We start from the raw sequence: 18,457 nt of genomic DNA, 5'->3' as shown, positions 1-18,457 counted from the left end.
GGCTGGGGTGGCTGAATCGGCGACCGCTCAGTACGAGCGGCCGAAAATCGCGATCTGGGTGGCGGGCCGGCCGGTGTAGAAACAGGTGCCTTCCCCGCCGGGCTGCTCCAGGGGGATGCAGCGAAGGGTGGCCCGGGTCTCCTCCTGGATGCGTTTCTCATCCTCGCTGCTACCAGCCCACCAGACCCGGGCGAAGCCCTGCTCCACGGCCTCTTTGAACGCGCCGTAGTCGGACACAGCCACCGTGTGGCTGTCCCGGAATTGGGTGGCCCGCTCCAGCAGATTGTCGTGGATGGCGGCCAGGAGCTCCTGCACCCGGGCGACCAGGCCGCTACGGGAGACGCTCTCCTTGCCCTCACGGCCGGGCACATCCCGGCGAGCCAACATCACCGTCTCGTTCTGGAGATCCCGGGGGCCGATCTCGACGCGGACGGGCACGCCCTTGAGCTCCCACTCATTGAACTTGAAGCCGGGCGTCAGATTGTCCCGCTCGTCCACTTTGACCCGCAAGCCGTTGTCCTGGAGTTCCTGTTGAATGGCTCGGGCAGCCTCCAGGACCCGGGTGCGCTCTTCTTCCTGGCGGAAGATGGGCACCACGATCACCTGGATGGGCGCCAGCTTGGGGGGGAGCACCAGGCCCTGGTCGTCGCCATGGGTCATGATGATGGCGCCGATGAAGCGGGTGCTCAGGCCCCAGGAGGTGGTCCAGCAGTACTGGAGTTCGTTGTTGGCATCCAGGTAGCGGATCTCGAAGGCCCGGGCGAAGTTCTGGCCCATAAAGTGGGAGGTGGCCGACTGCAGGGCGCGGCCGTCGCCCATCATGGCTTCGATGGTGAGGGTCATCTCTGCGCCGGCGAAGCGCTCGTTCTCGGACTTCTCGCCGGGGATGACGGGGATGGCGGCTTCATTGCGGGCGAAGTCCGTGTAGACGTCCAGCATCTGGCGGGTTTCAGCCAGGGCTTCCTCGGCGGTGGCATGGGCGGTGTGGCCTTCCTGCCAGTAAAATTCCAGGGTGCGCAGGAAGAGCTTGGTCCGTTTCTCCCACCGCACGACGCTGTTCCAGAGGTTCAGCTTGATGGGCAGATCCCGATAGCTCTGGATCCAGCGGGCGTAGGTGTGGCCGATGATGGTTTCGGAGGTGGGGCGAACGGCCAGGGGCTCGGTCAGCTCTTCGCCGCCGCCGTGGGTGACCACAGCCAGCTCCGGCGCAAAGCCCTTCACATGGGAGGCCTCCTTCTCCAGGAAGCTCATGGGGATGAACATGGGGAAGGCAGCGTTCTCGTGGCCGGTGGCCTTGAAACGCCAGTCCAGCGCCCGCTGGATGTTTTCCCACAGGGCCCAGCCGTAGGGTTTGATGATCATGGTCCCGCGCACCGGGCCATAGTCGGCCAGGTCAGCCTTCAGGACCAGGGTGTTATACCATTCGTTGAAGTCCTCTGCCCGGGAGACCAGTCCTTGTTGATTTGCCATGACGCTTTCCTCTATTTTATGAGATGTGGGTGCCGCCGCCGGCCAGAGCCGCACTGACGGGACGGTCGACACGGCCATCGGCGAAGATCACCTTCTGGACGCCGGCCTCGATGGCTTCCACCGCGCCCATCACCTTTTTCTTCATCCGTCCCTCGGCAAATTGCATGAACTCGCCGGCCCTGGCCCGGGGGATGCTGGGGATGAGGCTGGATTCGTCCGGGAAGTTGCGCAACAGACCGGGCACATTGGAGAGGATGACCAACGCCTCGGCGTTGAAGGCAGCCGCGACCATGGCCGCGGCCCGGTCGCCGTCCACGTTGATGGCCTCGCCCTGGTCAGAAGCGCCGGGCGGCGTCAGGATGGGGAAGTAGCCGTTGTCCAGCAGCAGGCGCAGCAGCCCAGTGTTAATCCGCTCCACCGTGCCGGTCCAATCATCCCGCAGGACCAGGCGCCGGCCGTTGATGCGCACCCGCAGGGTGTCTTTGCGGGTGCCCTCGAAGATGCGGCCGTCCAGACCGCTGAGGCCCACCGCGTTCACACCCAGCCGCTGAAATTTTTCCACCCACATTTTGTTGAGCTGGCCACAGTAGACCATCTCGAAGATTTCCAGGGTACGGCGGTCGGTGCGGCGGCTGACAAAGCCGCTCTCGCTGGTAACAAACTGGGGCGGGTGGCCCAGGGCCTCTGCCACTTCGTTGGTGGTCTCGGCGCCGCCATGGACCAGAAGGAGCTCCTGCCCTTCACCCAGGAGCTGGACCACATCGGCCACAATGGCATCCACGTTGAGATCCTTGCCCCCGCCGACTTTGATGACAATCATGGATACAATACTCCGATTCAGATTCTGAGAAAGGTGGAATCTGCTGGCCTCTAATACCGATTGCCTTACGAAATGGCGCGCATGATTTCGTCGGTCCGGTTTCCATACCGGACCGACGGTCACGTATGGAAACGTGACCTACGCTGCTGGTGTCATTCGCCGAAAGATTTCCATCTGCCCCAGGTCGATCTCCGCCACCGCACCGGCAATTTCCCGGCGCATTTTTTCGGTGACCACCAGGGGCGCCTGCCGCCGGTAGCTTGGATTCTCCATGGCCGATATCCTCCCGCCCCATTATCGGCATCCCAGGCCAGAAATGCAACTTGTAGCCCTTCCCCCTCACCCCCAGAGGGAAATCATGCGTTTTTGTGATGGGCTGCACCGCATTGCAACGCAGCCCACCGCAAAAACACCATTCCCCTTTAAACCGGATGCAACCCCGGGAAGGTCAGCCCGGTGGTCTCCTCCCAGCCCAGCATCAGGTTCATGGCCTGGACCGCGCTGCCGGCCGCGCCCTTCATCAGGTTGTCGATGGCACAGAGGGCCACGATGCGCCCCGTATCGGGATCGTAGTCGAAGCCCACGTCCGCATAGTTGCTGCCGGCCAGGATCTTGGGCTCGGGATAGCGGTAGATGCCGGTCTTCTCCTTTACCAGGCGGATGAACGGCTCGTTCTGATAGCTGCGACGGTAGGCCCGCCAGAGATCCTTCTCTTCCACGCCGTCCTGGGCGAAGAGGTGGGCTGTGGCCAGCACCCCCCGCACGTTGTCCACGGCCGTCGCACTCAGGTGGACGGTTGTCTCCCCTCCCACCCGACGGATGGCCTGGAGAATCTCCGCGGTATGGCGGTGGCCGGTGGGGGCGAAACTCCGCATGACGCCGGCCCGCTCGGGATGGTGGGTGGCGTCGCTGGCGCTGTTCCCGCCCTCGCTGCTTCCCACCTTGACCTCACAGATCACCCCCCGGGCCGGGTCCACCAGGTTGTGGGCGAAGAGGGGCAGGATGGCCAGGTTGGTGGCCGTGGCGTTGCAGCCCACGCCGCTGACGTAGCGGGCCGCTGCAATCTCCTCCCGATGTAGCTCGGGCAGGCCGTAAACGAACCGCTCCAGCCAGGCCGGGTTGGCGTGGGGTTTGCCATACCAACGCTCATACAAAACCGGATCCCGCAGGCGAAAGTCTGCGCTCAGGTCGATGATGCGCTCCGCCAGGCTGGCGAAGTGGTCAATGCGCTCCATGGTCGCGCCATGGGGCAAGCCCACAAACAGCAGGTCACACGGCTCCAGCTCCGCCACACTGACGAACTGCAGCCGGGTGCGTCCCCGCAGATTGGGATGGGTGAAATGGACATACCGCCCGGCGTTGCGTTCACTGGTCACCTGCTGCACGGTCACGAAGGGATGGTCCAGCAACAGGCGCAACAGCTCCCCTCCCACATAGCCAGATCCACCGACGATGGATACACGAAGTTTGTCAACCATGATTGTTCTGGATTCTCGATGTCAACGCTTGAAGGGGACGCCCGCGCAGGCTGGCCCCTCCGGTTTTTGGGTCAAGGTGGCCAGGCAGGGGCAAAGCCTGCCCGCCGCGATCAGAAGGCGGCCGGGCAAGCGGTGCCCCACCCTTTACTCCTGTCCCAGGGGAGCCACTCGGCCAGACGCCCCTGGTGGATGCCCTGCCGGCCCTCAATCCTCGCCGGTGAGGGAGACCGAGTGATAGACCGGCTCACCGTTGTCCCAGCCGTTGGCTTTGGCCCAGCCATCCCGGGCGACCCGCAGGCAGAAGTCCACCATCCGCCCTGGGATATCCACCCCGGTGGGCGCGATGCTATTGCGAAATTCCATGGTGTAGTTGACTTCGTTGACCAGCAGGCCCCGGTCCGGGTCCTCCAGGACGTCGATGGCCACGATGCCGCCGCCCACAGCCCGGGCCGCACGCACGCACAGGTCGTTGAGCTCAGGCGTCACCGGGCAATTGCTGGACTGGCCGCCCCGGGCCGTGTTGGTGATCCAGTGCTGGGAGTTGCGGTAGATGGCGCAGATGGTCTCGTCCCCCACCACGAAGGCGCGGATGTCCCGCATGGGTTTGTTGATGTACTCCTGGATGTAGAAGATGCTGTGATGATAGGTGCCCAGGATCTCCTTGTGCTCCAGGACAGCCTCGGCCGCTTCCCGGTCGTTGATCTTGCTCAGCAAACGCCCCCAGGAGCCCACCGCGGGTTTGAGCACCACGGGATAGCCCAGGGTCTCGATGGCCTGCAGCGCGCTCTCGCAGGTGTAGGCGATGAGGGTACGGGGGGAGGGGACGCCGGCCGCGGTCAGGGCGCTGGTGGTCTGCAGCTTGTTGCCGCAGATGTCGGCCACCTGGGCGGTGTTGACCGTGGGAATGCCCCGGTCGTTGAGGATGCGCAGGCTGTAGAGGGCCCGGCTGTGGTTGATGCACCGCTCCACGATCAGGTCATACTGGGTATACTGGTCGGCAAACTGATGCCCCGGTGTAATCTCGAAGATCAGCTCCCGGTCGTCCAGCAGGTCGAACTCCACGCCACGTTTTTGAAACGCCTCGAAGAGTAGTTTTTCTTCGACGCGCACGCGGCTGTACAGGATGCCCACTTTCATGGCGTTATTCTCCCCAGTCCTCTTCTTCTTCCGGGGCCAGTTCCAGTTGTAACGGATCGATGCTGACCACCTCCAGATCCGCGCCACACTCGGGGCACTGGGTGATCTCGTTCTCCATCACATCCACCAGCTCGATCTCCGCAAAACATTCAGGGCACTCGGCAGTGCCGGAGACGGTTTGCAATGACATGGGTTAGCTCCTCTTTTTGTGATTCGTGATAAATAACTCTACTGCAAGAACACTGCAGAGACGCAGAGCACGCTCTGGCCCGGCATCGGCGGATGCCGACTTCCCGTCGGCATGGTGCACGACTCAAACTACGATGACTGCAGGGCCTGGATGATGGCCCGGGTGACCTGCCCGGTGCGGGCAGTGCCGCCCAGGTCCGGCGTCCAGATCCCATCGGCCAACACCCGGCCCACTGCCCGTTCTATCCGGCCGGCTGCCTCGGGCTCGCCCAGGGCCGCCAGCAGCAGGGCAGCCGCCCGCACGGTGGCCACCGGGTTGGCGATGCCCTGGCCGGCGATGTCCGGCGCGCTGCCGTGGACCGGCTCCGCCACCACAAAACGATCCCCTACGTTGGCGCTGGCCACCAGCCCCAGCCCGCCCACCAGCGCGGCGGCGGCATCGCTCAGGATGTCACCGTACAGGTTGGGCGCCAGGATCACGTCATAGCGCTGGGGCTCCCGGATGAGCCGGTAGGCCATGGAGTCCACGATCTGCTCCTCCACCGCCACATCGGGGTAATCCGCGGCCACGGCCAGGGCCGTCTCCCGGAAAAGGCCGTCGGTCAGGGGAAGGACGTTGGCCTTGTGGACCACCGTGACCCGGGGCGAGCGCCCGGGGCGGGCAGACGCGGCCTGCCTGGCCCGGGCCCGCTCGAAGGCCACCCGGGCAATCCTGGCTGAGGCCCGGCGGGTGATGACCCGGCGGGCCACCGCGGTCTCCCCGTCATCCTCCAGCTGCTCCTGCTTGACGTAGAGGCATTCCGTGTTCTCCCGCACGATCAGCAGGTCCACGTCCGGCTGGCTGCCCGGCACCGGCGCCGACACCACCGGCCGCAGGTTGGCATACAGGTCCAGGTGGCGGCGCAGGGCAATGATGGGGCTGGTGTAGCCCTCCACCCGATGGCTGGGGGAGCTGACCGCGCCGAAGAGCGCGCCGTGACAGCGCTCCAGGGCCGCCAGGGTCTCCGCCGGCAGGGCCGTCCCCTCCCGCTGGAAGGTCTCCCAGCCGGCGGCCAGCTCCACAAACGTCAGGTCCAGGCCCAGGCTCTCCAACACCTGGCGTGCCGCGGGGACCACTTCCCCGCCGATCCCGTCGCCGGGGATCAGGGCGATCCGATACCGCCGTCTGTCCGGGGCATCTTCCTTCTGCAGGTTCATCCTTCCTCCCTCACCATCGGCCGGCATACGGCCAGTTTCCTTGCAAATAATCCCGGATCCGCCGGGCGCTCCCCGCCGAAAGGTCCGCCGGCAGGGCATCCAGGGGGAATGGCCGACACTGATGGATCTCCCAGCGGTCCGTGGGCGTGTGGAGCACGAAATCGTGACAGACGAAGGTGGCGATGTGGTCGCTCTTCCCCGAGTGATAGGCCGTGTAGAGGCCCAGAAGCTGGGGCGGCTCCAACAGGTGGGCGCCCACCTCTTCCCGTGCCTCCCGGCGCACGGCCTCGGCCACCGTCTCGCCTCGCTTCAATCCTCCCCCCGGAAAGTGCCACTCCGCCTGATAGGTATGGCGCACCAGGAGCACCTGCTGCTCCTGGATCAACAGAATGCGCACCCCCAGGGTAATCGGCCGGGTCACCCGCCACTGTAGTGCGTAGAGGCGGTAGGCCCAGCTCAACAGCCAGTTCATGGTGCGGCGGCCGCCAGCTTCCGCTGCACATAGGGAACCAGGCCGCCGGCCGCCACGATCCCCATGATGGTGGGGCTGAGGGGCGGGAAGGCAAATTCGCCGGCGCCACAGCGGATCACGTGGCGGCTGAGGTCTATCTCCACCGTCTCGCCGGGCTGGATGGCCCGGGCCGCGGCCGGGCAGGCGATGGCCAGCAGGCCGTTGTTGAGCGCATTCCGGTAAAAAATGCGGCCGAAGCTCTCCGCGATGACTGCGGCCACCCCGTTGTAGACCAGACAGGTGGCGGCCTGTTCCCGGCTGGATCCGCAGCCCCAGTTGCGACCGGCCACGATAATGTCACCCGGTTGCACCTTCTTCGCAAAATCTGGATCCAGATCCTCCAGCGCATGGCGGGCGATCTCGGTCCGGTCGGTCACCGTGTAGGTGTACTTCCCCGGGAAAATGACATCCGTATTGACATTGTCGCCGTATTTCCAGACTCTGCCGCTGATGTGCATGGTTGCTCCCAAATGTGGAAGATTAAAAATTGAAGATTGAAGATTGGGTCGGGTACGTTGTGGGGATCACTTGTACCCTGAATGGTCCAGGCCCCAATCTTTAATCGTTAATCTTCATCTTCAACTTTGACCCCTTCTCCCTGAACCTCCCTGGGATCGGCGATGACGCCGGCCACGGCCGAGGCGGCTACCACCGCGGGGCTGGCCAGGTAGATCTCCGCCTCCGGCGTGCCCATGCGCCCCCGGAAGTTGCGGTTGGCGCTGGAGATGGTGACCTCGTTGGGCGCGGGGATGCCCATGTGGTTGCCCATGCATGGCCCACAGCCGGGGACGCCGATCACCGCGCCGGCCTCCACCAGCGTCTGGATATAGCCCCGTTCCATGGCCGCCTGCAACACCTGGCTGGACGCCGGGATGACGATGAAGCGGGTCCCCCGGGCCACCCGCCTGCCCCGGACCACCGCCGCGGCGGCGGCGATGTCCTCCAGGCGGCCGTTGGTACAGGTGCCCAAAAAGGCCTGCTGCACGGGCGTGCCCGCGATCTGGGAGAGGGGCACCACGTTGTCCACCGAGTGGGGACAGGCCACGTAGGGCTCCAGCTCCTCGGCCCGGTAGACGTGGGTGGCCACATACTCGGCGCCCGGATCCGGAAAGAGGGCGGAAGATTGAAGATCGAAGATGAAAGATTGAAGATTGGGTATGGAGGGCTGACCGCTCGCCCCGAGATCCTGTGCTGGGGTCACTTCAACATTCCCGCCCAATCTTGCATCTTGAATCTTTCTTTTCATCAACCGCTCCGCCAAATATCGGTACGTCTTCTCATCCGGCGGGACGTAGGCCGTCTTGGCGCCGAACTCGGCCATCATGTTGGCCAGGACCATGCGCGAGGCCAGGGAGAGGCGCTGGATGCCGTCGCCGGCAAACTCGATGGAGAGATACAGCCCCCCGTCGGCGCCCAGGTCGCCGATCAGGCGCAGGGCGAAATCTTTGGCCGTGACGCCCAGGGGGAGCTCCCCCTCCAGCACCACCCGCATGGACTCGGGCACCCGCAGCCAGAGTTCACCCGTGGCCCAGAGCACGGCCACTTCACTGCGGCCGATGCCCGCGCCGAAAGCCCCCATCCAGCCGAAGTGGGTGGTGTGGGAATCGGCGCCCAGGATGAGCTGGCCGGGCAGCACGATGGCCTCCTCGCTGAGGACCTGGTGACAGATGCCCCGGCCCACCTCCCAGAAGTGCCGGATCCCTTGTTCCGCCACGAACTGGCGGACCTCGGCGTGATTCTGGGCGTGGCGGGTGGTGGGCGCCGGTACCGCGTGGTCCAGGGTGATGGCCAGGCGCTCCGGGATCACCACCCGTTCCTGGCCAAACTGAAGCCAGATGCGGCGGATGGCTGCGGTGTTGTCGTGGCTGAGCACCACGTCTGGCCGGGCATCCACCACCTGGCCAATTTCTACCGCCGGCAGGCCCGCGGCCCGAGCCAGGGCCTTTTGGGCGAAGGTCTGCGGCTGTGAATTGGATGGTTGCAAATGGGATTCACTCATGGTTTCAAATCCATCCGTTGAGCATGCAATAGGCGACTGCAGCCACCACCACCCGGTCCTGAATCTCCCCCCGACGCACCGCTTCCTGTAGCCAGCCAGGAGAACGCCAGTGGAGGGTCACCAACTCGGCCGGGTCCCGCCGGGGGCGATCCACCGGCACCAGATCCCAGGCAGCGAAGAGGTGGCTCTGGCCGGGGCCCAGGGCCGGGTTGTCCCAGACCGCACCCAGATAGCGCACCGTCTCCCCGGTGACTGCCCGCGGCGCATAGCCCGTCTCTTCCAGCAGCTCCCGCAGGCCCGCGGCCTGGAGGTCTTCCTCGGGGGAAGCCAGGCCGCCGGGCAGTTGCCAGATCACCTGGCCCACGCCGTGGCGGTATTCCCGCTCCAGGAGCACCTGGCCCGCGGCATTGAAGCCGACCACGCCCACGCCCACCCCGGCCGGTTCCAGGCGGGTGTACTCGTAGACCGCTCCCGTGGGCAGGTGAACCTGGTCCAGCGCCACGCCAACCCAGCGGTTGCGGAAGGCCTGACGGGTGGAGAGGGTCTGCCAGGGACGGGGATCGTCCGGGGGAGGGATGTCCGCCGCTGCCGGAGGGCCTGGATCTGCGGGCAAGTTGGGGCCTGGCATGTGATTCTCCCTCAGTCGGCGGCCACCACGTCGGAAGGGGTCAGGCCGGTCTCTGCCTCCGCGTCCACGTTGGCGCTGTGGTAGTTGCGCAGCAATACGTCCACGTCGTCCAGGCTCAGCTGCTTCTGGTCGGCCAGGGCCTTGATCTGGGCGGTGATCTTCTTGATCTCGTCGTCGGTGAGGTTGAGCTGTAGCTGCTCGGCCCGCTGCTTGATGGCGTTCCAGCCGGTGAGGCGATGGGCCACGTGGATGTAGCGGGTGAGGCCGAAGTCGGCCGGATCCAGGATCTCGTAGGTGCTGGGGTTGTTGAGGATGGCCTTGGCGTGGATGCCGGCTTTGTGGGTGAAGGCGGTGAAGCCGGTGATGTAGTTGTTGAAGGGCACGTCCACATTGACCAGGTTGGCCACCAGGTTTTCCACTTCCCGCAGGAGGGGGAGGTTGTAGCGGCGACGGATGAGCTCGGGGTTGTAGGCGTACAGCCGGGCGATGAGGCCGCCCAGGGGGGTGATGCCGTTGCGCTCGCCGATGCCCAGCACCGAGGTATCCACATGGGTGGCGCCGGCCTCCAGCGCGCAGTAGGCGTTGGCGATGGCACAGCCGGTGTCGTTGTGGCCGTGGAACTCGATGTCGCAGTGGACCACGCCCCGCAGGGTCCGCACCAGGTCGTAGACCTGCCGGGGCGTGGCGATGCCCACGGTATCGGCGATGCCCACCCGGTTCACGCCGATCTTGTCCACGGCCCGGTAGATGGTGAGGAGATCCACCAGATCGCTGCGGAAGCTGTCCTCGGAGCTGAAACGCACCTCCAGCCCCTGGCTCTTGACAAACTCGATGACCTGGATGGCCGAATCGATGATGTAGGGGATGTCCTTGCCATGGGAGAACTCGCGGAGATAGCTGCTGGTGCCGAAGACCACATCGATGCCATCCACGCCGGTGTCCACCGCCATGCGGGCGTCGTCCATGTGGCAGCGCACATGGGTCAGGATCTTGGCCTTCAGCCCCAGGCGGGCGATCCGCTCACAGTCCTTGCGGCTCTGGGGGCTGGCGGCCGGCGAGGTCAGCTCCAGGTACTCGACGCCGAACGCGTCCAACAGGCGGGCGATTTCCACCTTCTGATCGCTGGTGAAAAAGGCGTTGGCAAATTGCTCGCCCTCACGCAGGGTGGATTCGATGATGGCAAAATTTTCGAGACTCATGGCATGGCTCCCTTCGGCATACGCTCAATAAAAAAACCGGCCTTCCGTCTGGATGGCCGGTTGCTATCTCTCCGCGAACAGAGCAAGCACGGATATCCAGACCTTAGTCCGGGCTCGACTTCTTGCTCTTCTTGTTGATCGTCTGGTTGTTGATCGTCTGGCTGGCGATGGCGATTTCAGCAGCAGCCTTCGCGTCTACGGCGCAGAACGGATAATTCAACATTGGATTCAAGTTTCAGGCTGGACAGTGGCTCAGTTCAAAACAGGAAAAATCATATTCATTTGTCGCCCTGCTGTCAAATTACGCGGGCGCCAGTTGTCAGTCGAGGCTGCCCAGTCGCCGGCCCATTGTAAGCCGATTTGCATCCAGCGGCGGCTGTCGCCACCACGGGTGCATCTGGGCGTTCGGGCGCAGCATGGGAGCCCTTCAGGACAGCGCGTCCATTTCGTCGGTTTCATCTTCCGAGCTCACCGGCGGAGGCGGCGATGTTGAGGCGGCAGGCGAAGGGGGCAGGACCCAGCTGCCATCCTCCACCTCTTCCACCGGCAAAGGGTCATCCGGCAAGGGGTCGTCAGTCGTTTCGGCCTGAGATCCTCGCCGCGGCGATGCGGTGGAGGGAGGTGGCCAGCGGCTGGTGATGGAGCTGATCACGGGCAGGTCGTCCAGGGAATGGACCTCTTCACTGCCGGCGCTGGCCGGCAAAGTGGGCGTTTCGTTGACTTCCAGAGTCCGCAAGGTGGCGGGCTCCATCACGTTGGGCAGGCCTTGCAGGCGGCCATAGAGCTGGGCCAGGATTTTGCCCGTCTGGCCCAGGGGCAACTGCCGTCTCACCGGCGTGTCGGACGATTCCCACAGCGCCCTCAGAGCGGGGAAGTCCCATTCGGCGGTCAGGACGCCTTCGCTGCGATAGTTGCCCATCTCCACCAGCACCCCATTCAGCCGGGGGGTGAGCTCCTGGGGGGCGAAGATGGCCGACTTGCCCACGAAGGACTTCCCGGTGCGGCCGATCTCATTGTGTCCCACCAGAAAGCTGGCCACGGCGAAGAGCTGGTTGTCCTGCATGCGGGCCAGGATACCCGTGCGAATCTTGTTGTAGAGGGCAGGCTCGGGACAGGCAGCCAGCACAGCCAGGATCTCGGCGCCCTGGTAGGCCAGGAGGCGGCCCACTTCGGGGTATAACACATCGCTCCCCAGGATCAGGCCCAGCTGGCCTACCTCCGTGGGGATCACGTTCCAGCTCTGGCCGGCCTGGGCCATATCCACGTCATCCGGGTGCAACACCACCTTGGCCTGGGTGCCCAACAGCTCGCCGTTGCTGCCAAAGACGGCAGCCAGATTGCGCAGGACGCCATCCTGGGGATCGGGCAGATAGGCGCTGGGGGCGACCAGCACCACGCCGAACTCCCGGGCCAGGCCGGCGAAGACCTCCTGGTAGGCCTGCCAGACGGCGGGCGCTGAGACGTCCAGCAGGGCAGCCAGGCTGGCCCGCAGATCGGCATGGAGGAGGCGGGCCAGGGTGCGGGCTGCGGCGCCGGAGAGGCGTTGCCAGGGGGTGGCCGAGCGACTGCGGCCCTGGTCGGCCCGCTTGAGCAGGCTGGATTTGAAGTCGGCCAGCAGGGGCGGTGCCACCATCAGCCCGGCCAGTTCGGGGAAGACGATCAGACGGGCCCGTTTTGCCGTCGCCACACGCAAAAAACGCCGCAGGTCCTCCTGGTATTGTTCCAGGCTCCATGGCAGGCGCATCCGCTGTTGGATGCAGGCAACCACTAACTTGTCCACGCGTACGTCCTTTGTCCACTCCATCCAGCCGCCCGGCAGCCAGCAACTACCCCGGGCATGGCATCCCACCGGCTGCAGTCTACCATAGCGCGGCGGGTTCATGCAATTGATCGGCCAATTTCGCCCGATCCAAATGTCCGCCACCCCCTTCCCGATTTGACCGTTTGGGCCGGGGCTGTTATACTGCTGCCCATCCTGGTCATCTGCTGGCTGGCCTGGGCTGAAGTCTCACCCAGCGACTGGCAACATCCATGGGCCCCCATCGTCTAGAGGACTAGGACTCAGGCCTTTCAAGCCTGCAACAGGGGTTCGAATCCCCTTGGGGGCACCTGAACACCATTTCAACGACCATTTCAACGAAAAGGGAACGGGATCTGATCAGATTCCGTTCCCTTTTGATTTGGCAGTGGATTTGGCAGTGTGATTTGGCCATGATCGGGTGATGGTCGGCCGAGGTGCAGGTCAGGTCCTCCTACCGGGTCAACACCCCCTGGGTCTGAACCAGGAACGACTCGTACTTGAAGTTCTGCTTGTCGGTGGTGATGGTATAGCTGGTGGTGGCGCCGGGCGCCAGGGTGGTGGAACCCACGGTGCCGGGGAAGACATCCAACACGTTGAGATCGGCGTCGTAGAAGGTCACCACGACACGTAAATCCCGGACTTCCACAGGCTGATCGTTGCGCAACTCCCCGCGGACCTCCAGAACGGGCTCATCGCTGACCTCCTCCCGGATCACCGTCACCCGATCGTATTCCAGCAGACTGATGTCGTCCCAGATCAGGGCCAGGTCATAACGGCTGACTGCAGCCGGCGTGGTGTTGAGTTGGAGCTTGAAGGGATTGGCCTGGGTGGGTGCCGTCTCCGGAAGCAAGGTCATGGTTTCCTGCGCACCGATGAGACGGCCGCCGCTGTCGTAAAACGTGGCGATCACTTTGACGTTGTAGACCGGCACAGGCGAGCCGTTCATCACTTCGCCCACCACATACAGGCTGGAGCCCTGAATGTAGCTGCGGTGGCTGCGCAGGAAGACGGTGGAGGGCGCCGGCGTCGGCGTGGGCGAGCCGGTGGGTGTGGGCGTGGGGGTCGGCGTCACCGGCGTGGCACCGCCCGTGGGCGTGGGCGAAGGGGTGGCCGTGGGCGTCGGCGTCTGATCCGGCGGCTGCATGCCGGTGGGCGTGGCCGTCGGGGTCACCGTCGCCGTCACCGTTCCCGTCACCGTGGGCGTCGGAATCACGGTGGTGGTCGGGGTCACGGTGACCGTGACGGTGGCGGTGGTCGTGGGAACCTGGGTGGGCGGCGCGACGGTGCCGGTCACGGGGGTTGTGGCGGTGGGTGTCAGGGTGGCCGTCACCGGCGCGGTGGCCGTGATGGTAGCTGTGGCGGTCACGGGGACAGAGGAAACCGGCGTGACAGAGGTGAGGGTGGCCGGCGGGTCGCCTGAGCGTTGGGCGGAAGCGGGAGCTCCATCCGGGCGCCGGTCTTGCACGGGTGAACATGCTGCCAGCCACAGGAGCAGCAAAAATCCACCGATGAAAAGTCGTAGCTTCATGGCGGGCTCGCCTTTCGTCGGATCAGGCCAGGACAACACACAAAACGCGGCGTGACTCCATTGTACTACATCTCCAGGCCAGTTGGCTACTGTCTTCGCAACGCAGGGTCAAAATCGTCGGCGTTCGCCCATCGGACGCCCCCGTAGGGACGCTGCTTGCTGCGCCCGGCACGGACAGGGCGGCACCCAGGAGCGTCTGCAAGCCGCAGGTCCCCTTGCCATACAGGACTGCCCTTCGTGCGGCATGGAAACCGCAGCACCTACCTGCCTTGTCAGGAATCTGGAGTGCCTCGCAACGCGACGTGTGCGGGGGTGGTTTTGACAGGCGATGGGGCCCATGTTATAGTGCCCGCCACTTCAACAGCCATGCATTCACGTTTGCCCCGCGGCAGAAAGGAGGTGCTCCCATGGCAACCCGAACCGACACCCTGCAATACTCCGTGCATGCCTGGGGAGCGCTGCCGGCGAACAGGACCATCCCCCCCTCGCTGGTCTGAGTCGCATTCATCCTTCCATTGCGCCCTGGCTTCAAGGCAGGCCACCTGCGGCCTGCCCGGCCTTCGTGCTCCAACCGCCTGGCCCCGCCGCTGACGACGCGCTTGCAGCATGGCGTGGAGACAGCGGAGAGACGGTGCGTCCTTCCTGAGCCGACCGGTAGGCTCCATCGGGCATGCCCCTGCTGGACATCCTCGCATGTCTCACCACATGCGGCATGTCTTGAGCTCTCTTCATAGTAGAAGAAAGACACTGAAGAAAAACAAGGAGACCACCGGTCCCATGTTGTTTTCACCATCCATGGGGTTGCTCCACCGCTACCTGCGACCCCAGGGGCGACGGGTCATGGCGCTGGGCTCACTGCTGCTGAGCACCATCGGCCTGCAACTCTTCGCCCCTCAATTGATTCGCTATTTTATCGACCAGGCCCAGGCCCACGCGGCCATGGCCCAGCTTCTGGCCGCGGCCGGGCTGTTTCTCCTGGCAGGCCTGGCCCAACAAGGGCTGACGGTGCTCTTCATCCGCCTGGGCAGTGACATTGCCTGGACCGCCACCAACCACCTTCGCACCGATCTGCTGCGCCACCTTCTCCACCTGGATCTGGCATTCCACCACCGTCACACCCCGGGGGAACTGCTGGAACGGATAGATGGAGACGTGGATCTGTTGGCGACCTTTTTTTCTGAAACGTTGTTGCAGATCCTGAGCGGGCTGCTGCTGGCCGCGGGCGTACTGGTATTGCTCTTCTGGACGGAATGGCGGGTGGGCCTCCTCTTCGCCTGCTTTGCCCTGGCCTATCTGTACGTCCACACCCGGGGCCAACGCCTGGCCCTACCCCACTGGCGCCTGGCGCGGCAGGCTGCGGCCGAGTTCAGCGGCTTCGTGGGGGAGCAGCTGGACGGCCGTCGAGACCTCCAGGGCTGCGGCGCCGTCCCCTATGCCCTGCAGGGCTTCCTCCAACGGCTACGGGAGCTGCTGGAGAGAACCCTCCGGGCAGAGGTGATCACCGACGCCGGCTGGAGCGCCTCCAAAATCTTCTACGACCTGGGGACGGTGGTCGTCATGGGCGTCGGCGCCTACCTGTATCACCGGGACACCTTGACCATCGGCACGGTCTACCTTCTGCTCCACTACCTGTCCATGATCAACCAGCCCCTCAACCGCATCGCCCAGCAGATGGAAGAGATTCAGCGGGCCCGGGTGGGCGCCGAGCGCATCCAGGCGCTGCTGGCCATTCCCCCGGCCGACACCGACGAGGGAACGGCCAGCCTCCCGGCGGGGCAAGCCCTGGCCGTGACGTGGGAGCGGGTCACCTTCGACTATCGCGCCCACCCCTCTCCCGGCGCTCTTCTGACGGATAGCCTGCCTGCGGATGAATCCGCCAGCCATGGGGACAGCCCGGCGCTCCACGACATCAGCTTCGCCCTGGAAGCCGGCCAGGTGCTGGGGCTCCTGGGCCGCACCGGCAGCGGCAAGAGCACCCTGGCCCGCCTGCTCCTGCGCCTGTATGACCCGACCCACGGGCGTATCACCCTGGACGGCGTGGATCTGCGCCAGGTGCCCAGGGCAGAAGTGCGCCGGCGGGTGGGTTTCGTCACCCAGGACGTGCAGATCTTCCATGCCACCGTGCGGGAAAATCTCACCCTGTTCGATGAAACCATCCAGGATCGCCAGATCCTGGAGAGCCTGGAACGCCTGGGATTAACCCCCTGGCTTGACGGGCTGCCGGCCGGCCTGGACACCCTCCTCGGCGGCGAAGGGGGTGGGCTGTCCGCAGGCCAGGCCCAACTGCTGGCCCTGGCCCGGGTCTTTCTTCGGAATCCGGGTCTGGTCATCCTGGATGAACCGTCCTCTCGGCTGGATCCGGCCACCGAACGGCTGCTGGACGTGGCCCTGGATCACCTGCTCCAGGGGCGCACAGGGATCATCATCGCCCATCGGCTGGAGACGATACGCCGGGCCCACCAGCTCCTGATCCTGGAGCAGGGCCGCGTGTTGGAGCAGGGCACCTACGCCGCGCTGGCAGAAGCGCCGGATTCGGTCTTCGCGGGGCTGCTGCGCCAGGGCCTGGAGGAGGTGCTGGTATGAGCCTGGCGAGACTCACGTGGCATCTGCTGCGCGCGGCGCCGTGGCTGGCCCTGGGCATCTTCCTGTCGTCCATCCTCTACGCCTCGTTGCCCCTGCTCTTCGGGCTCATCAGCCGCGCCTTCTTCGATACCCTGACCGGTGCCGCGCCGGCCCGCTTCAGCATCCAGACGCTGCTGGTCCTCTTTCTGGCCAACCGTATCGCCGTGCAGTTGGTGGAGATGGGCTACGCGGGCAGTTCGGCCTATCAGTACTATCGGATGCAGAGCCTGCTCCAACGCCGGGTGTTCCAGGCAATCATGGCCTCCCGCCCCCTCCAGGTGCCCTTCAGCGTGGGGGAAGTGCTCAACCGGCTGGACGAGGACACCCAGGCCGTCATCGAACCAGCATGGATCGTGCCGTTCAGCGGGGGATACCTGACGGCCACCCTCCTCACCCTGGGCGTGATGCTGAGCATCGACGTGCCCCTGACGCTCCTGGCGCTGGTGCCCATGGTCGCGTCCATCTGGCTCATGCGACGGCTGGGCGCGCGGCTTCAGGCGGTGCGCACAACAGCCCGCACCGCCACCGGCGCGGTCTCCAGCCTGCTGGGTGAAATCCTGAACGGCGTCCAGGCCCTGCAGGTGGCCACGGCCGAAGAGGCAGCCGTGGCCCGTTTCATCCGGCTAGGCCATGGGCGGCGCCGGGCCATGGTCCAGGATGCCACCTGGGATGCCCTGGCCCGCTCCCTCAACCGGGCGGCCATTCCCCTGGCCACGGGGATGGTCCTGCTCTTCGCGGCGAATCGCATGCACACAGGCAGCTTTTCGGTGGGCGACTTTGCGCTCTTCGCCAGCTACATCGCCTTGAACAACACGGGCGCAGGCGAACTGGTGGGTGTGCTGGGGCGTCTCCTGGCCGCCGCCAGACAGGCGGAGGTCTCCCAGCGACGGCTGGAAGAGCTGCTGCCGCCCCAGGTTCCCCTGGTGGCGGCCAGGCCTGAGGGCCGCCCATCCGGTGTGGACTTTTGGCCAGAGATGCGTGTGGAGGAAGTCCAGGCGCCCGGACAGGTCGGGGACGACCTGGAGACGCGACTGGAGGAGCTGGAAGTCATCGGCCTCACCTGCCGCCGCCAGGCCGGCGGTCAAGGCATCGATGGGGTGAACCTGCGTCTGCAGCGGGGCTCTTTCACCGTTATCTGCGGTCAGGTGGGGGCGGGTAAGAGCACCCTGCTACAGGCACTGCTGGGATTCCTGCCGAGCCAGGCAGGGACGATCCGCTGGAATGGCCAGCCGGTAGCCGATCCGGCCACCTTCCTGGCGCCGCCCCGCTGCGGCTACGTGCCCCAGGAACCCCACCTGTTCAGCGCCACCCTGCGGGAGAACATCCTGCTGGGTTTCCCGGCCGAACCAGACGAACTGGCGACGGCCCTTCACGATGCGGTGCTGGAGCTTGATATGCCGCGGCTGGAGGCCGGCCTGGACACGTTGGTGGGTCCCCGGGGGACACGCCTGTCCGGCGGGCAGCTCCAGCGCACCGCGGCCGCCCGCCTGCTGGTGCGGGCGCCGGAGCTGCTGATCCTGGACGACCTGTCCAGGGGCCTGGACATGGAGACAGAGGCCCAACTATGGGAGCGACTGCTGGCCCGCCGCCATGGCGTCCGGGGGCCGAGCGCCCTCCTGGCCGTGTCCAACCGTCGGGCGGCCCTGCGTCGGGCCGACCAGGTGGTGGTGTTGGCGGCAGGGCGCGTGGTGGACACAGGCCCCCTGGACCAGCTCCTGGCCCGCTGCCCGGAGATGCAGCGGCTGTGGCAGGAGGTGGAGGCATCGTGAAGGCCAGAGCCCGCGGCGTGCGCCGGGGGAAGAAGTCCCCCTGCGTTCTCCGCGGGCTCTGTAGTTAGAAAAATGTCACGCCCCACTTGCCCATGGTGCGGCCAGTGGG

The 18,457-nt window shown here is 65.4% G+C and carries 16 protein-coding genes and 1 tRNA gene; 3 read left to right on the top strand and 14 right to left on the bottom strand.

Annotation, left to right across the window (positions count from 1 at the left end; all coding sequences use genetic code 11):
• Positions 1 to 27 precede the first annotated feature (27 nt).
• From proS to FKZ61_RS09780, 13 genes are all read right to left on the bottom strand, one after another.
• Positions 28 to 1,470, bottom strand: coding sequence for a proline--tRNA ligase (gene proS / locus FKZ61_RS09835; RefSeq protein WP_141609935.1), 1,443 nt, complete (start codon positions 1,468 to 1,470; stop codon positions 28 to 30).
• Between the two features lie 16 nt (positions 1,471 to 1,486).
• The gene (locus FKZ61_RS09830) at positions 1,487 to 2,290 is read right to left on the bottom strand and encodes a [LysW]-aminoadipate kinase (RefSeq protein ID WP_141609934.1); all 804 of its coding nucleotides are present in this window, start codon (positions 2,288 to 2,290) and stop codon (positions 1,487 to 1,489) included.
• Positions 2,291 to 2,428: 138 nt separating this feature from the next.
• Positions 2,429 to 2,563: a hypothetical protein gene (locus FKZ61_RS23935; RefSeq protein WP_268251944.1), complete on the bottom strand. Its 135-nt coding sequence runs from the start codon at positions 2,561 to 2,563 to the stop codon at positions 2,429 to 2,431.
• A 149-nt stretch (positions 2,564 to 2,712) separates the two neighbouring features.
• The gene (gene argC, locus FKZ61_RS09825) at positions 2,713 to 3,768 is read right to left on the bottom strand and encodes an N-acetyl-gamma-glutamyl-phosphate reductase (protein ID WP_141609933.1); all 1,056 of its coding nucleotides are present in this window, start codon (positions 3,766 to 3,768) and stop codon (positions 2,713 to 2,715) included.
• Positions 3,769 to 3,972: 204 nt separating this feature from the next.
• The gene (gene lysX / locus FKZ61_RS09820; RefSeq protein WP_141609932.1) at positions 3,973 to 4,905 is read right to left on the bottom strand and encodes a lysine biosynthesis protein LysX; all 933 of its coding nucleotides are present in this window, start codon (positions 4,903 to 4,905) and stop codon (positions 3,973 to 3,975) included.
• 4 nt (positions 4,906 to 4,909) lie between these two features.
• On the bottom strand, positions 4,910 to 5,095 hold the full coding sequence (gene lysW / locus FKZ61_RS09815) for a lysine biosynthesis protein LysW (RefSeq protein WP_141609931.1): 186 nt from the start codon (positions 5,093 to 5,095) through the stop codon (positions 4,910 to 4,912).
• Positions 5,096 to 5,223: 128 nt separating this feature from the next.
• Positions 5,224 to 6,291 (bottom strand): isocitrate/isopropylmalate dehydrogenase family protein, encoded by a 1,068-nt coding sequence (locus FKZ61_RS09810; protein WP_141609930.1) that lies wholly within the window; start codon positions 6,289 to 6,291, stop codon positions 5,224 to 5,226.
• 10 nt (positions 6,292 to 6,301) lie between these two features.
• Complete coding sequence (locus tag FKZ61_RS09805) at positions 6,302 to 6,763, bottom strand: NUDIX domain-containing protein (RefSeq protein WP_141609929.1); 462 nt, start codon at positions 6,761 to 6,763, stop codon at positions 6,302 to 6,304.
• Positions 6,760 to 7,260 (bottom strand): LeuD/DmdB family oxidoreductase small subunit, encoded by a 501-nt coding sequence (locus tag FKZ61_RS09800; protein WP_141609928.1) that lies wholly within the window; start codon positions 7,258 to 7,260, stop codon positions 6,760 to 6,762. The genes FKZ61_RS09805 and FKZ61_RS09800 overlap by 4 nt, the downstream gene beginning before the upstream one ends.
• A gap of 107 nt (positions 7,261 to 7,367) precedes the next feature.
• Entirely contained in the window at positions 7,368 to 8,801 is a 1,434-nt protein-coding gene (locus FKZ61_RS09795; RefSeq protein ID WP_141609927.1) for an aconitase/3-isopropylmalate dehydratase large subunit family protein, read from the bottom strand.
• 4 nt (positions 8,802 to 8,805) lie between these two features.
• Positions 8,806 to 9,429, bottom strand: a complete 624-nt coding sequence (locus FKZ61_RS09790) for an NUDIX hydrolase (protein ID WP_141609926.1) — start codon at positions 9,427 to 9,429, stop codon at positions 8,806 to 8,808.
• 11 nt (positions 9,430 to 9,440) lie between these two features.
• Positions 9,441 to 10,628 carry a homocitrate synthase gene (gene lysS, locus FKZ61_RS09785; protein ID WP_141609925.1) on the bottom strand — a complete coding sequence of 396 codons (1,188 nt, stop codon included), beginning with the start codon at positions 10,626 to 10,628 and terminating at the stop codon, positions 9,441 to 9,443.
• Positions 10,629 to 11,055: 427 nt separating this feature from the next.
• Positions 11,056 to 12,408: a nitrilase-related carbon-nitrogen hydrolase gene (locus tag FKZ61_RS09780; RefSeq protein WP_170199519.1), complete on the bottom strand. Its 1,353-nt coding sequence runs from the start codon at positions 12,406 to 12,408 to the stop codon at positions 11,056 to 11,058.
• Positions 12,409 to 12,663: 255 nt separating this feature from the next.
• On the opposite strand from FKZ61_RS09780, the gene FKZ61_RS09775 reads away from it, so the two are divergent.
• Positions 12,664 to 12,736: transfer RNA gene (locus tag FKZ61_RS09775), tRNA-Glu, on the top strand.
• Between the two features lie 144 nt (positions 12,737 to 12,880).
• Here the strand turns inward: FKZ61_RS09775 and FKZ61_RS09770 are convergent.
• Positions 12,881 to 13,957 carry an FxLYD domain-containing protein gene (locus tag FKZ61_RS09770; protein ID WP_141609923.1) on the bottom strand — a complete coding sequence of 359 codons (1,077 nt, stop codon included), beginning with the start codon at positions 13,955 to 13,957 and terminating at the stop codon, positions 12,881 to 12,883.
• A 777-nt stretch (positions 13,958 to 14,734) separates the two neighbouring features.
• Here FKZ61_RS09770 and FKZ61_RS09765 point away from each other — a divergent pair.
• Both FKZ61_RS09765 and FKZ61_RS09760 read left to right on the top strand, forming a co-directional pair.
• Positions 14,735 to 16,540: an ABC transporter ATP-binding protein gene (locus FKZ61_RS09765; protein ID WP_141609922.1), complete on the top strand. Its 1,806-nt coding sequence runs from the start codon at positions 14,735 to 14,737 to the stop codon at positions 16,538 to 16,540.
• Positions 16,537 to 18,348 (top strand): ABC transporter ATP-binding protein, encoded by a 1,812-nt coding sequence (locus tag FKZ61_RS09760; RefSeq protein WP_141609921.1) that lies wholly within the window; start codon positions 16,537 to 16,539, stop codon positions 18,346 to 18,348. The genes FKZ61_RS09765 and FKZ61_RS09760 overlap by 4 nt, the downstream gene beginning before the upstream one ends.
• The last annotated feature ends 109 nt before the right edge of the window (positions 18,349 to 18,457 follow it).

The sequence above is a fragment of the Litorilinea aerophila genome, from assembly GCF_006569185.2.
Taxonomy (GTDB): Bacteria; Chloroflexota; Anaerolineae; order Caldilineales; family Caldilineaceae; genus Litorilinea; species Litorilinea aerophila.
Note: the sequence above shows the minus strand (reverse complement) of the source record. Positions and strands in the feature narration are given on the sequence as shown.

Bases quoted from the DNA above. Each gene is read 5' to 3' on its own strand.
- FKZ61_RS09770 (WP_141609923.1), bottom strand. From the start codon at position 13,957: ATGAAGCTACGACTTTTCATCGGTGGATTTTTGCTGCTCCTGTGGCTG.
- FKZ61_RS09800 (WP_141609928.1), bottom strand. From the start codon at position 7,260: ATGCACATCAGCGGCAGAGTCTGGAAATACGGCGACAATGTCAATACG.
- FKZ61_RS09810 (WP_141609930.1), bottom strand. From the start codon at position 6,291: ATGAACCTGCAGAAGGAAGATGCCCCGGACAGACGGCGGTATCGGATC.
- FKZ61_RS09790 (WP_141609926.1), bottom strand. From the start codon at position 9,429: ATGCCAGGCCCCAACTTGCCCGCAGATCCAGGCCCTCCGGCAGCGGCG.
- FKZ61_RS09760 (WP_141609921.1), top strand. From the start codon at position 16,537: ATGAGCCTGGCGAGACTCACGTGGCATCTGCTGCGCGCGGCGCCGTGG.
- FKZ61_RS09765 (WP_141609922.1), top strand. From the start codon at position 14,735: ATGTTGTTTTCACCATCCATGGGGTTGCTCCACCGCTACCTGCGACCC.
- argC (WP_141609933.1), bottom strand. From the start codon at position 3,768: ATGGTTGACAAACTTCGTGTATCCATCGTCGGTGGATCTGGCTATGTG.
- FKZ61_RS09805 (WP_141609929.1), bottom strand. From the start codon at position 6,763: ATGAACTGGCTGTTGAGCTGGGCCTACCGCCTCTACGCACTACAGTGG.
- FKZ61_RS23935 (WP_268251944.1), bottom strand. From the start codon at position 2,563: ATGGAGAATCCAAGCTACCGGCGGCAGGCGCCCCTGGTGGTCACCGAA.
- lysW (WP_141609931.1), bottom strand. From the start codon at position 5,095: ATGTCATTGCAAACCGTCTCCGGCACTGCCGAGTGCCCTGAATGTTTT.
- lysS (WP_141609925.1), bottom strand. From the start codon at position 10,628: ATGAGTCTCGAAAATTTTGCCATCATCGAATCCACCCTGCGTGAGGGC.
- FKZ61_RS09795 (WP_141609927.1), bottom strand. From the start codon at position 8,801: ATGAGTGAATCCCATTTGCAACCATCCAATTCACAGCCGCAGACCTTC.
- lysX (WP_141609932.1), bottom strand. From the start codon at position 4,905: ATGAAAGTGGGCATCCTGTACAGCCGCGTGCGCGTCGAAGAAAAACTA.
- proS (WP_141609935.1), bottom strand. From the start codon at position 1,470: ATGGCAAATCAACAAGGACTGGTCTCCCGGGCAGAGGACTTCAACGAA.
- FKZ61_RS09830 (WP_141609934.1), bottom strand. From the start codon at position 2,290: ATGATTGTCATCAAAGTCGGCGGGGGCAAGGATCTCAACGTGGATGCC.